Source organism: Sulfitobacter sp. W027 (genome assembly GCF_025143985.1).
Taxonomy (GTDB): Bacteria; Pseudomonadota; Alphaproteobacteria; order Rhodobacterales; family Rhodobacteraceae; genus Sulfitobacter.
The window spans coordinates 3,115,470-3,128,820 of sequence record NZ_CP083564.1; the positions used below are offsets into that span (position 1 = coordinate 3,115,470).

At 60.4% G+C, this 13,351-nt stretch carries 11 protein-coding genes; 3 read left to right on the forward strand and 8 right to left on the reverse strand.

What is annotated here, in order from left to right; translation table 11 throughout:
* Positions 1 to 85: 85 nt before the first annotated feature.
* From K3759_RS15290 to K3759_RS15305, 4 genes are read right to left on the reverse strand one after another with little or no spacing between them, the layout of a single operon-like run.
* Positions 86 to 1,666: an ABC transporter ATP-binding protein gene (locus K3759_RS15290; RefSeq protein ID WP_259983066.1), complete on the reverse strand. Its 1,581-nt coding sequence runs from the start codon at positions 1,664 to 1,666 to the stop codon at positions 86 to 88.
* The gene (locus K3759_RS15295; RefSeq protein ID WP_259983068.1) at positions 1,663 to 2,769 is read right to left on the reverse strand and encodes an ABC transporter permease; all 1,107 of its coding nucleotides are present in this window, start codon (positions 2,767 to 2,769) and stop codon (positions 1,663 to 1,665) included. The genes K3759_RS15290 and K3759_RS15295 overlap by 4 nt, the downstream gene beginning before the upstream one ends.
* Entirely contained in the window at positions 2,769 to 3,860 is a 1,092-nt protein-coding gene (locus tag K3759_RS15300) for a microcin C ABC transporter permease YejB (RefSeq protein WP_259983071.1), read from the reverse strand. The genes K3759_RS15295 and K3759_RS15300 overlap by 1 nt, the downstream gene beginning before the upstream one ends.
* A gap of 9 nt (positions 3,861 to 3,869) precedes the next feature.
* On the reverse strand, positions 3,870 to 5,801 hold the full coding sequence (locus tag K3759_RS15305) for an extracellular solute-binding protein (RefSeq protein ID WP_259983073.1): 1,932 nt from the start codon (positions 5,799 to 5,801) through the stop codon (positions 3,870 to 3,872).
* Between the two features lie 266 nt (positions 5,802 to 6,067).
* Here K3759_RS15305 and K3759_RS15310 point away from each other — a divergent pair, with 266 nt between their 5' ends.
* Complete coding sequence (locus K3759_RS15310; RefSeq protein ID WP_259983075.1) at positions 6,068 to 7,321, forward strand: GAF domain-containing sensor histidine kinase; 1,254 nt, start codon at positions 6,068 to 6,070, stop codon at positions 7,319 to 7,321.
* A gap of 42 nt (positions 7,322 to 7,363) precedes the next feature.
* Here the strand turns inward: K3759_RS15310 and K3759_RS15315 are convergent, their stop codons facing one another.
* Together K3759_RS15315 and K3759_RS15320 are read right to left on the reverse strand one after the other, a co-directional pair.
* Positions 7,364 to 8,185, reverse strand: coding sequence for an alpha/beta fold hydrolase (locus tag K3759_RS15315; RefSeq protein ID WP_259983076.1), 822 nt, complete (start codon positions 8,183 to 8,185; stop codon positions 7,364 to 7,366).
* Between the two features lie 124 nt (positions 8,186 to 8,309).
* Entirely contained in the window at positions 8,310 to 8,810 is a 501-nt protein-coding gene (locus tag K3759_RS15320) for a cytochrome c family protein (RefSeq protein WP_259983078.1), read from the reverse strand.
* 154 nt (positions 8,811 to 8,964) lie between these two features.
* Here K3759_RS15320 and K3759_RS15325 point away from each other — a divergent pair, with 154 nt between their 5' ends.
* Positions 8,965 to 9,822 carry a prephenate dehydratase gene (locus K3759_RS15325; protein ID WP_259983079.1) on the forward strand — a complete coding sequence of 286 codons (858 nt, stop codon included), beginning with the start codon at positions 8,965 to 8,967 and terminating at the stop codon, positions 9,820 to 9,822.
* Positions 9,823 to 9,837: 15 nt separating this feature from the next.
* Here the strand turns inward: K3759_RS15325 and K3759_RS15330 are convergent, their stop codons facing one another.
* Together K3759_RS15330 and nudC are read right to left on the reverse strand one after the other, a co-directional pair.
* Entirely contained in the window at positions 9,838 to 10,311 is a 474-nt protein-coding gene (locus K3759_RS15330) for an SRPBCC family protein (protein ID WP_259983080.1), read from the reverse strand.
* A gap of 60 nt (positions 10,312 to 10,371) precedes the next feature.
* Complete coding sequence (gene nudC / locus K3759_RS15335) at positions 10,372 to 11,340, reverse strand: NAD(+) diphosphatase (protein WP_259983082.1); 969 nt, start codon at positions 11,338 to 11,340, stop codon at positions 10,372 to 10,374.
* A gap of 154 nt (positions 11,341 to 11,494) precedes the next feature.
* Here nudC and K3759_RS15340 point away from each other — a divergent pair, with 154 nt between their 5' ends.
* Positions 11,495 to 13,339, forward strand: a complete 1,845-nt coding sequence (locus tag K3759_RS15340) for a 5'-nucleotidase C-terminal domain-containing protein (RefSeq protein ID WP_259983084.1) — start codon at positions 11,495 to 11,497, stop codon at positions 13,337 to 13,339.
* Positions 13,340 to 13,351 lie beyond the last annotated feature (12 nt).

Below are 13,351 nucleotides of genomic sequence, written 5' to 3' on the forward strand. Positions count from 1 at the left end.
TTTCAAAAATACCCGCGGGGGAATCGCGCCAATGGCGCGATGGGGGCAGCGCCCCCGCTACCCCTCCCCCATCAGCGACGCCTGCTTATCCTGCGGCCTGCAACAAAGTCCGGGTGTATTCGGTCTGCGGGTTGTCATAGAGCGCATCGACATCGCCATATTCCACCACATCGCCGCGCTTCATCACCATCACCTTATGTGACATGGCACGCACGACCTTGAGGTCGTGGCTGATGAAGAGATAGGCCAGCCCATATTTCACCTGCAGACGCCGCAACAGATCAACGATCTGCACCTGTACCGTCATGTCCAGCGCCGAAGTCGGCTCGTCCAGCACCAGCAGCTTGGGCCGCAGCACCATCGCGCGGGCAATCGCAATCCGCTGACGCTGGCCGCCCGAGAACTCATGCGGGTAGCGATCCATCGTTGCGGGGTCGAGACCAACCTCCTGCATAACTTCCGCCACCACCTCCCGTCGGTCGCGGCCCTTATCCACCTTATGAATCGCCAGCCCTTCCGAGATGATCTGAAAACAGGTCATACGCGGGCTAAGCGAGCCGAAAGGATCTTGGAACACGATCTGCATATCCGCGCGTAGTTTGCGCAGTTGCCGGGTGGACCATTTGCGTAGGTCTTCGCCGCGAAAGGTCACCTCCCCGTCCGAGCCGATCAGACGCATGATCGCCAGCGCTAGGGTGGTCTTGCCAGAGCCACTTTCACCCACAATGCCCAACGTCTCTCCGGCGCGGACCGATAGGCTCGCATCATTGACAGCCTTCACATGGCCCACGGTCCGGCGAAGGAGGCCTTTCTGAATAGGAAACCAGACCTTGAGGTTATCAGTGCGCAGCACTTCGGGCGCATCTTGGGCCACAGGCGCGGGCGCACCGGTGGGTTCGGCCCCCAGGAGTTTTTGCGTGTAGGGATGCTGCGGATTGTCGAAAATCTCGGCTGTCGGCCCTTCTTCGACGACCATCCCCTTTTGCATGACAAACACCCGGTCGGCGATCCGCCGCACGATGCCAAGGTCATGGGTGATGAACAGCAGCCCCATGCCCATCTCGTCCTTGAGATCTTTCAATAGGTCGAGGATCTGCGCTTGAATGGTGACGTCAAGTGCGGTAGTCGGCTCATCCGCGATCAGGATGTCGGGTTTATTGGCCAGCGCCATGGCGATCATCACACGCTGCCGTTGCCCGCCGGAGAGCTGGTGCGGATAGGCGCCCATGCGGCTTTCCGCGTCGTTGATCCCGACCTGCTCGAGCAGGCTCAACACCCGCGCACGGGCCTCTGCGCCTTGCAGACCTTGGTGCAGCGCCAGTGATTCCGCCAATTGCTTTTCGATTGTGTGCAGCGGATTGAGCGAGGTCATCGGTTCTTGGAAGATAAAGGAGATGTCGTTGCCGCGCACCTTGCGCAGCAGCGTATCATCCGCGCCGATCATCTGCTGCCCGTCATAGGTGACCGACCCATTGACCTGCGCGCTATCGCCCAAGAGCGACACAGTAGAGAGCGCCGAGACAGACTTGCCCGAACCGCTCTCACCCACCAGCGCCACAGTCTCACCGCGGTTCACGGCAAAGCTCACCCCGCGCACGGCGGGGATCAGTTGACCATCCTGCCGGAAGGAGACTTGCAGGTCTTTGACGTCCAAAAGCGCGGTCACGAAAAGGTCTTTCTGGGGTCGAATGCGTCGCGGATACCTTCAAAGATGAAGACCAGCAGCGACAGCATGATGGCAAAGGTAAAGAAGGCCGAGAAGGCCAACCAAGGCGCTTGCAGGTTCTGCTTGGCCTGTAGCGTCAACTCGCCCAGCGACGGGGCCGAGGACGGCAGGCCAAAGCCAAGGAAGTCGAGCGTCGCCAGCGTGGAGATCGTGCCGGTGATGATGAAGGGCAGCATCGTGAGCGTCGCCACCATCGCATTGGGCAGCATGTGGCGCAGCATGATCGTGCCGTTGCTCACGCCAAGCGCACGGGCAGCGCGGACGTATTCAAGGTTGCGCGCCCGCAGGAACTCGGCCCGCACCACGCCCACCAGCGCAGTCCATGAGAACAGCACCAGCAGTATGACCAAAAGCCAGAAACTTCGGCCCAGAATGGCGAACATGATGATGATGACATAGAGCGACGGGGTCGAGGACCAGATCTCGATGATGCGCTGAAAGATCAGGTCGAGCCAGCCGCCGAAGAAACCCTGCACCGCGCCCGCGAGGATGCCGATGATTGAAGCCGCCCCCGTGACAATCAGCGTGAAGACCACCGACAGTCTGAAACCATGGATCACCCGTGCCATGACATCGCGTTTGGTGCCGTCCGTGCCCAGCCAGTTCTGCCCATTGGGCGGCAGCGGTGCCGCACCGGGACGGTCGACGGCGGTGTTGAAGGAATAGGGAATGACCGGCCAGAGCGCCCAGCCCTTGTCGATCGCCTCGCCTTCTACTTCGCCATCTTCCGCATCGAGGATATAGCCCTCGGGATCGTCGAAACAGGCATCCAATCCGCCAGTGGCAATGAGGCATTGCACCTCCGGATCGCGATAGGCAGCCTCGGTCTGAAAGTCGCCCCCAAAGGCGGTTTCTGGGTAGAAGTTAAAGATCGGCGTGTAATACTCGCCGCGGTAGCTTACCAAGATCGGCTTGTCGTTGGCCACGAACTCGGCGAACAGCGAGATGCCGAAGAGGATCGCGAAGATCCACAGCGACCAATAGGCGCGGCGGTTCGCAGTAAAATTGCGCCAGCGGCGCTGGTTCAGGGGGGACAGCGCCATCAGCCTTCCCTCTTCTCAAAGTCGATGCGCGGATCGACGAGCACATACATCATGTCAGACAGGATGCCGACGACGAGGCCGATGAGACCAAAGATGAACAGCGTGCCAAAGACGATCGGATAGTCCCGAGCCACGGCGGCTTCAAAGCCCAAGCGCCCCAAGCCGTCGAGGCTAAAGATCGTCTCAATAATGATCGAACCACCGAAGAAGACCGAGATGAATACCGCCGGGAAACTGGCGATCACAATCAGCATCGCGTTGCGGAAGACATGGCCATAGAGAACTTTGCTCTCCGACAGTCCCTTGGCGCGGGCGGTGATGACATATTGTTTTTTGATCTCATCCAGAAAGCTGTTCTTGGTCAGCAGCGTCAGCGTGGCGAAGGCCGAGATGGTCGAGGCCAGCACCGGCAGGGTGATGTGCCAGAAGTAATCGGCCACTTTACCCAAGGGGCTCAGGCTGTCGAAATTGTCGGACGTCAGGCCGCGTAGGGGAAAAACCTGCCAATAAGACCCGCCAGCAAAAAGCACTAAGAGCAGGATCGCGAACAGAAACCCGGGGATCGCATAGGCGGCGATGATCGCGCCCGAAGTCCATGTGTCAAAGCGGCTGCCGTCGCGCACGGCTTTGCGGATGCCGAGCGGGATTGAGATTAAGTGTGCAATGAGCGTCGACCACAGCCCCAGCGTGATCGACACGGGCAGCTTTTCCTTGATCAGATCAATCACCCCAATGGAGCGGAAATAGCTCTCGCCAAAATCCAGCCGCACGTAATTCCACAGCATGTGCAAGAACCGCTCGACGGGCGGCTTGTCGAATCCGAACTCCTTCTCCAGCTCTTCGATCAACTCAGGCGGCAGCCCGCGCGCGCCGACATAGGTGCTGTCAGACCCGCGCGCCATTGTATCCACTCCGGCATCATTATTGCCCCCGGCAAAGCCGCCAAAGACATCACCACCACCTTGAATGCGCGCGATAGCCTGCTCCACCGGGCCACCGGGGACGAATTGAACCAAGGCAAAGTTCACCAGCATAATCCCGAACAACGTCGGAATAACCAGCAACAGCCGTCTGAGAATATAGGAACCCATTTGGTCGCTTTACCGCAATGCGCCCGAGGCGCGCAATTGCTCTGCGCGGTCTTTGTCGTACCACCAGAAATCAAGGTAACCCAAGGCATAGGGCGGGATGGTCTCGGGGTGGTCGTATTGGTCGTAAAAGGCGACCCAATAGCTGTCGTTGTACCACGTCGGGATCATGAAGAACTCATGCCGCAGCGCGCGGTCCAGCGCCATCAGTGCAGCATCCTCAACCTCAGCCGTTTCGGCATCAAGCGAAGCCTCAATGATGGCATCTACCAGCGGGCTGGCGAGGCCGGCAGGGTTGAAGAGGGAGAACTCCGCCGCCTCAGATCCGTAGCGCTGCGACAGCCCCGTTCCGGTGCCAAGGAAGGCAGCATAGGCGTCATAGATCATGTCATAGTCGCGGTCGCGCTCACGGGCCGTGTATTGCGAGCTGTCGACTTTTTCGAGCCGCGCATCAATGCCGATAGACTGCAGGTTGCCGACAAAATTCTCAATCACTGCGGAGATCGTCGGCGAGCCGGAGGAGTTCATCAGGAAGTTCAGCCGCAGAGGCTCACCCGCCTCGTTGACGCGCATGCCGTTCTGCACGGTCCAGCCTGCCCCTTCCAAGAGCTTGGAGGCTTGCCGCGCGTTGCGGCGGTCCAGCAGGCGGCTGGGATCGGAGGTATGCGGCACCACAGCAGGTTCGCTCAGCATCTCAGCAGGCACCAGATCACCGAGGCTTTCCAGCAGCGCCAGTTCCGCCCCTTCGGGTGCGCCTTGAGCCATCAGCGGTGTGTCTTGGGTAAAGGAGGCGCGGTGGTTGAACAGCCCGTATTGCAGCGACTCGTTCGTCCACTCAAAGTTAAACATCAGCGCCACGGCTTCGCGCACCGCACGGTCTTGCAGCGCCTCACGTCCAAGGTTGAAGATGATTCCCGAGGGCGTGGGGGGCGAGCCGTCGGGCAATTCCGCTTTCACGATATCGCCGTCGGTCACCTTGGAAAAGTCGTAGCCCGTCGCCCATTTCTTGGAATCGCCCTCAGCCCGGAAGGTGTATTCTCCCGCTTTAAACGCTTCAAACGCCGAGGTGTCGTCGCTGATGATCTCCAGCCGAATCCGGTCAAAGTTCATCCGTCCCCGGTTGATCGGCAGGTCCTTGCCCCAATAATCCGGGTTGCGTTTCAACACGATGCGCTTGGTCAGATCAACACTTTCGACAACATAGGCACCCGATCCCGGGGGTGGGTCCATCCAGCTGTCTTTCAAGCCGTTACCAGTTTCTTCGAACCATTTCTTGGGCCAAGCGGGCACGCCGCCCACTGTTTCGATCAGACTGCGGCGCGAGATGCCATCGGCAAAGGTGAACTTCACGGTGTGATCGTCAATCGCCTCGACCTCGGGGATGCGTTTGCGCACCGCATCGGCATAGGATTTCAGACCCTCGTCCAAGAGCAAGTTGTGTGAGAACACGATGTCATGTGCGGTGACCGGAGAGCCGTCCGAGAACGTCGCCTCGGGGCGCATGTGGAAGATCACCCATGATTTATCTTCGGGATACTCCAAACTTTCGCACAGCAGGCAGTAGCTTTCGCCATAGACATCCGCCGGCAGCGACTCGCCGCTTGGTGCCTCACCCAAAAGGCTTTCGAACCCGAAGATAGAGAAGAGATGCGCGCGGCCCTTGCCGGAATAGGGGTTCATCGAATCGAGCGTGCCTACAAAGGCGAGCGAGATCTCCCCCCCCTTGGGCGCATCAGGGTTCACATAGGAAAAATGCTCATAATCCGCCGGATAGGTCAGGTCGCCGTAGAAGGAGTATCCGTGGCTCTTGATGATCTTCTGCTCCTGAGCGGCGGCCATACCGGCCAATAACACAGCCCCCGTAAGCGTCACCGTCGCAAGCCATAGCGGAAGGTTGTCGAAAACCGATGGACGGGTCGCGGCGCGGGTCTGGGCACGGGGCATAGGTCACTCCTTGGCGTGGCATAGTCCGGGTAGGCGTCATGTAGGCTAACGCTGTGATACGCCAAGATACAAGTTGCGAATATGTTAGGTTGACCTGTACGGGCGAACTACCGCGAAGGTTGCCCCACGCAACGGCAAAATGCCCCGCTCCCGCTCGCGGGATTGTGTAGGCCCGCGCCCTAGTAACTTCCCGGGCCAGTCCATTTCTCGCCCTAAAGTTAACAAATTCTTCACCCAGGTTAACGACGCGTAAACTGGAGCTGAGCATGAGAACCTACCCGATTCCCTTTAACGAAGAAGCCCGTCTGCGCGCCGTTTTTGATGTCCCCGGCCTGACGGCTGAGAATGAAGCTCTGTTCGACACCATTTGCGAGGCCACTCGACGGCTGCTCGACTGTCCAATTGCGCATATCAGCGTCGTGGAAGAAGACAATCAGTGGTACAAATCCGTGGTTGGCTACCCTTTGGAACCGATGCCCAAGGACACAGGCTTTTGCAGCCATACCATCATGTCGGACGCCCCCCTGATCGTCCCGGACCTCAGCAAAGATCCCCGTTTTGAGCGTCATCCAATGGTCGCCGAGGGCGGTCCACAGGCGCGTTATTACTGCGGTGTGCCGTTGATCTTGTCTTCGGGTCACCGCTTTGGCAGTCTTTGCGCACTGGACCTGCAACCGCATGAATACCCGTCTGAGAAGCAGATCGCCTTGCTTGAAGACTTGGGCCGTATGGTTATCGCCGCACTTGAGCGCCGCCAGCCGGAAGCCCCTCACCAAGAGATCGACAGCAGCGCTGAATCTACATTCCTGACACTGGTCGGGCATGAGCTTCGCACGCCGTTGACTGTGCTTTTTGGCAGTTTGCGCATGTTGGAGGCCAAGGCTGAGCAAGGCATTAACCCGCTGCTGATCCGCTCTGCCCGGCGATCAGTCGATCACCTCAGCGCCTTGATCGAAACGATCATTTCCTACAGCAACGTCAGCACGGGCGAGCTGCGCCTGAACGAGCGTGAATGCAACCTGAGCGACCTGCTGCAATCGGTTTCGGCCCTGCACTTTGCCACCACGGATGCCACCGCCAAAACGATCACCCTGCGCGACAGCCTGCCGCTGGAAGAGATGCATATCGATGGCGATCAGATCGAACTTGCCGTCACAGCGCTGGTGTTGAACTCGGTGCTCCACGGTGGAAGTGAGATCGCGCTTGAGACCTTCAAAGACGCGGAAGGCAATATTGAGATTTCTGTCATCGACAACGGGTCTTTCGACGACCACGTCGATCTTGCCGAGCTGTACAAGCCCTTCGTCGTCGGCGGCGTGATGGATCACCGAAGCACAAAAGGTGGGCTAGGCCTGGGCCTGCCGCTGACCCGCAAACTGATTGAGATGCATGGCGGGGATTTTGAGGTGCACGCAGAGGAAGATCAAAGCCGCGCCGTCATCCGCCTTCCCGCTTGGCGGTGTGACATCAACGGGATCAGAGCCGCGAATGTCGACGTGCCGGTGATCGCGGCTCAGTAGGAACAGAGCGGGTGCGACCTCTGCCACGCCTGCCCACGTTGATTAGCTGCCGTCGACCGTGCGGATCAGCGCATTGATTTCGGCCGCAATTACATCAGGGTGATCTTCTGGGGTGAAATGTTTGCCCCCGTCGATCCGGTGCAGCGGCGCGTTCAGGTCTTTGGCCAAACGCTCACCATACTCGATCTTTTGAAACTCATCATCGGCCCCCCAAACGATCCGCACGGGGATGTTGAGCCTGGGCAGCTTGTCCGCGATGGCCTTGGTATCTTCCACGTCCAGCGACTGTGCTTGCCGTACGAAGGCTTCGGCCTCCCCGTGTTGTGCGTAATGCGGGGCATGGGCATCATAGGCAGCCTCAGCAGCGGCGTCGGTCTCATGGCCCTTTGAGAAGATCATCTTGAGCAGTTGATGAAAAGAACCGTCAGGGGCGTGTTTCGCAACGCCCCCGGTCTTGGCCACAGCACTCACCAGCGGCACGGGCCATGAATCATAGCTGATCGCATTCGTTAGCAGCAGCCCGCTGACCATTTCCGGGTGGCGCACCGCCGCGATCTGCGCGACCCCGCCGCCAAGATCATGAGCGGCAAGAACCGCACGGCTTATGCCCTGATCTCGCATCCAAGCGACTAAATAATCGGCCTGTGCCGAGACTGATATATTGCGTCCTTCGCCCTGCGGGATCGACGCACCGTAGCCCGGCATCTCCCAAGCAAGGACCCGTCGACCTGTTATCTTCGGAGCAACGTCGCGCCATAGCGCGGGGCAGGTAGGAATACCGTGAAGCAGGATGACAGGGTCACCCGCCCCCGTCTCTTCCCACCGCATTTCGATTCCAGTGACGGTAGCTCTGTGGCTTTGCATGACACGTCTCCTTTCGGTGTGGACGTTCCATGGCCCAACACCTGCTTAAAGAAGACGTTCCGCCCCCAACAAAAGCAAAAGCCGCCCCTAGGGGCGGCTCTCACTCACGCAATGTAGCGCGATATCAGTTCGAAACGCTTTGCAGGTAGGCGATCACGTCGGCGCGGTCTTCGACTTTGCGCAGACCTGCGAAACCCATTGTGGTGCCGGGTGCGTAGCCTTTGGGGCTGGCAAGAAAGGCGCTCAGCTCTTCCGGGGTCCAGCTGCCGTCGATCGAGGACAGCGCGCCGGAGTAGCCGAAATCACCAACGGCGGCGATGTCACGGCCAACCACACCGTCAAGGTGCGGGCCGGTGGCGTTGGTGCCGTCTACCTTGTGGCACGCGGCGCATTTGCGGAACACTTTGGACCCGCTGTCGGCATCGGCTTCGGCCATGACAGCAGCAAAGTCGATCTCTTCGCCACCTTCGTCGCCACCGGCATCAGCCACTTCGATCACATAGGACGGCTCCCCATGAGCGTCGGCGTGGTAAATCTCTTCACCCACCCATTTGCCCAGCAGAAGTACCAACCAGGCGCCGAATACGCCGGCTGCGATTTTGGTCAGGGTCATTGTATCGAACATGCGTCAGGGTCCATCACTTGGTATTGGTACCATGGGCGGGCCATGGTTCTTGGCATCGTTGCCCGCGTATCTATTGCTTTCCCTTGGCGCAGGCAAGGTGTAGTTACCGCGACCAATTGCCCTTCCCCGCGCCTTTTGCAGCAGGATACGTTCCATGACCGCCCAGACCACGCCGCGCATCGCCTTTCAAGGGGCCCTTGGTGCCTATAGCCACGAGGCCTGCATTCAAGCCTGCCCCGATATGGAGCCGGTGCCCTGCCAGTCGTTTGAGGGGGTGATCCGCGCCGTAAATGAAGGCCGCGCCGAACTGGCCATGCTGCCTGTGGAGAACACGACCTATGGCCGTGTTGCAGATATTCACCGCCTGCTACCCGAAAGCGGGCTGCACATCATCGGCGAAGCTTTTGTGCGGGTCCGCATCGCCTTGATGGCGCGGCCTGGCGTGGCATTGGAAGACATCAAACACGTCCGCGCGCATCTGGTGTTGTTGCCGCAGGCACGCAGCTTTTTGCAACAACATGGCATCACCTCTGAACCCGCCGCCGATTCCGCTGGGGCCGCCGCCGAGCTGGCCGCGACCGAGGGCAGCACCGATGGCGTTCTGGCCGGAGAGGTCGCGGCAGAGATCAACGGCCTCAATGTGCTGGCGCGCGACATTGAGGATATGGACCACAACACCACCCGCTTTTTGCTGATGGCACCCAAGATCGACCTCAGCCGCCGCGCAGAACGGATGCTGACCACCTTCGTTTTTGAGGTGCGCAACATCCCTGCGGCGCTTTACAAGGCGATGGGCGGTTTCGCGACCAATGGCGTGAACATGACCAAGCTGGAAAGCTATATGGTGGGCGGGTCTTTCACCGCGACGCAGTTCTACGCCGATATTGAGGGCCATCCCGAAGACCCAGCGGTCAAACGCGCGCTGGATGAGCTGGGGTATTTTACGAATATGCTAGAGATCCTCGGCGCTTATCCTGCACATCCCGACCGGGGCGCGCCGACCGGGATGTAAGCGGGGCACCAAGGCTCAGACCTTAACGCTGCGGGTGTGACGGTCTTCCATGCCACGCGCGTATTCGGCCACGCGGTCTTTGTACTTCTTGCTCAAGGTCGCTTTGGCCAGCTTGAGCGACTGCACCCACAGCCGCGCGGAAAGGTTCAACGGTTTGACCTCAAGCGCCACCAGCACCCGTGTGGTGTTGCGTGACAACGGCATCAGTTCGAACGACATCTGCCCGGCAAGCCCCTGCGACATGCTGTCGATCACGATTTCATTGGGCCGGTCAAAGGTGACTACCTCAATCGTCAACTCCCGCCGCTTGCCGCGCAGGGGGAAAACCGCGTTCCACGTCATGCCGACACCGGGTTTGTACATTGTATCTACGCGCTGCACCTCGGCCCCGCGCCGCATGGCAGACCGCTCAAAGCTCTCAAAGTCGCACAACATGTCAAAGACTGCCTCAATCGGTGCTTCGACGTCTTCTTTGGTCGAGAATTTCATTCCGTCCGTTCCAATTCTTCTGCTCGCGTTTCCATCCCGCCGCCGTTACGGCGGGGCCTGTCAACGCAGTGTATCTGCAAGCCAGTTTTCCAGCAAGAAATGTGCGATAGCCCCGCGTCGGGCGGGCAGCAGGCGCGGGTGGCTTCCAGCAAAGACATCCATCATCTCTTCGCGGGTGACCCACAGAGCGTCTTCAATCTCAGCCGGGTCAATGGTTAACTCGCGGCTCAGCGCTTCGCCGGCGCAGCCCAGCATCAATGACGCCGGGAAGGGCCAAGGCTGGCTGGAGAGATAGCTAACCGCCCCGACTTGTACGCCCGCCTCCTCGAACACCTCCCGGCGCACGGCAGCCTCAACCGTCTCGCCCGGCTCAACAAAGCCCGCAAGCAGCGAATACATCCCCTCTGGCCAGCCGGGAGAACGCCCCATGAGAACGGAATTACCCTGGGTGATCAGCATGATGACCACCGGATCGGTACGCGGAAAATGCGCGCCGCCGCAGTCTGGGCAGACGCGCTGCCATCCGCCCTGTGCCAGATCGGTGGCACTGCCGCAGCGCGCGCAGTGGCGGTGTGTCTCATGCCAGCCGAGAATCGCCTTACCGCTGGCGGCGAGTTCGGCATCGCGGGGGGCAAGCCATGTCATGACACGCCGCAGTTCGGCAAAGACCATGTCATCGCCCAAAAGCGGATGGCGTTGCTCACTTGGATCAAGAAATGCCCCCAGTTGCGATTGATCCAGATCGGCTGGCGCCCAGTTTGAGATATCAACCGCAAACCTCGCCGCGCCGTCTTCGCGCCCCAGCAAGATTGCCGTACCCTCGGCCTCCTTCAACACCGGGTGGTCCAACGGCAGCCTCACCAAGGCGGCGGGACGCGCAGGTGCGATCAAAGGTTTGCCACGCCAGAACACGATGGCCCGCGCCGCTGGGTCGGCCCGTAGCTGGGCGATGGCCTGCGCATCGCCCCGCACCTCGCCCGCCCGATCAAGCGCCGAGCCACCAAAAGTTACCGTTTCCGCGTGACGCATGGCGCTCCCCCGATGAAGGCTGTTTGCCTTTGACCCAGCCATGCCACGGCGCAGGCGATATTGGCAATCCCAAGCGCTCTTGCCACAGGGGTTGAAATCTGCTCATATAAAAACATCTTAAAGTTGTAATTCTTAGCGAGTACTTACCTTTACGGTGAACAAGCGCAGCGCATATGCCTCGGCCGGTGCCCCTCCCCCCACCGGAGCCACCCCGGCAGTCGCACGTCTGCGCATTTTGGCGACTACTGATTTACATATGCAACTCGGCGGACATGACTATGTGCGTGACCGCCCGGTCGGGCATCATGGGCTGGCCGGGATCGCCACGCTGATCCGTACCGCCCGACAGGAGGCCGCCGAGCACGGCGCGGCTTGCATCCTGCTCGACAATGGCGATCTGTTGCAGGGCAATGCGATGGCCGACCAACTGGCGCAATTGCCGGTCACACCGACGCATCCTCTTGTCGCCTGCCTGAACCACCTGCGCTATGACGCTTTGGGCCTGGGCAACCACGATCTCGACTTTGGGCTGCCGTATCTGCGCGCCGTGGCTGGGGCGCTCGATATGCCGCTGGTGTCGACCAACCTGCACCTGAGCGAACCGGGCCCGCTGCGTCAGTGGGCGATCGTTCCCTGCCCGCTGCCATCTGCGGAGGGCCGTCCGTCGTCTACGCTGCGGATTGGCCTGCTTTCCGTCCTCCCCGGCAAGACTGCGATTTGGAACCGCGATGTCTTGGAAGACGAGGCCAAGATCACATGTCCGCTCGAGAGCCTCCGTTCAGCCGCGCCCAAGCTGCGCGCCGCCGGCGCTGATCTGATTGTCTTGCTGGCCCATATGGGCATCGCCGATGAGGCGGAAAGCGTGACAGAAGAAGACGTCTGCGCCCTTGCCGAAGTTGACGGCATCGATGCGGTGATCACCGGCCACACCCACCGACGCTTTCCCGGACAGGACCACCGCGCACGCAGCGGGGTCGACACGCAGATCGGGACACTCTCCGGTCGCCCCGCTGCAATGCCGGGGTTTGGTGGGTCCGATTTGGCGGTATTGGAGCTTGCCCTTGAACGGGATGCAAGCGGTCTCTGGACGGTATTGCGCCATGAAAGCCGCCTGCGTTGCAACAGCGCGGAGACACTGGCCGACCCTGTGGTGCTGAGTGCCGCGCGGTTAAGCCACATTGGCGTCCGCTCCCATTTGGAAGAAATCGTTGGCCATACCGACCGGGCGTTGCACAACTTTTTTTCGCTCGCCATGCCTACTGCTATCGACGCGCTGACCGCCCGCGCTCAGGCTAAGGTGATACGCGAAAGTGTCGCAGGCACGCCTGACGGCGATCTTCCGATCCTCGCTGCCGCAGCGGCCCATACGGCGGGTGGACGCGGCGGGCCGGGGCATTTCCTGCATATTCCGCAGGGACCGGTGCAGCGCAACCATATCGCCGGGCTGATCCCCTATCGTAACGAGGTTTGGGCGCTGCGCCTGACTGGCGCTGACCTTCGCAGGCGGCTGGAGACTGCGGCAGAGGTTTTTGCCTTGCTTGGGGGTGCGGTAGGCCCTCTTGTCGATCCCCGCCGTCCGCCGTTTCACTTCGATACCATCTATGGTGTTACCTACGAAATCGACCCCCGCCGAGCGCGTGGAGACCGCATTATCGACCTATCCTGGCAAGGCGAGCCCGTGCGGTCAGAGCAAGGCTTTTTGCTCGCCACCAACCAGTTCCGCGCAGCGGGCGGTGGCGGCTTTGAAGGCGCGGCCGAAGCCGATGTTGCACTGCGCAGCCCGCTGCCACTTGCCGACGCGCTGATTGCGGCGCTCGCTGAGCCGGGTGAGTGTTTCTGGCCCGACGCCGCGCCGTGGCGCTTTAACGCTGCGGGGGCGCATTCGATCCTACACACCTCCCCCGAAGCGCTGCCTTTCATTGAAGATATAGCACATCTATCGCCCGTCCCCTGCGGCATGACCCCCTCAGGTTTTGCACAGATACAGATCTGCTTGTGAGACTTGCACTTC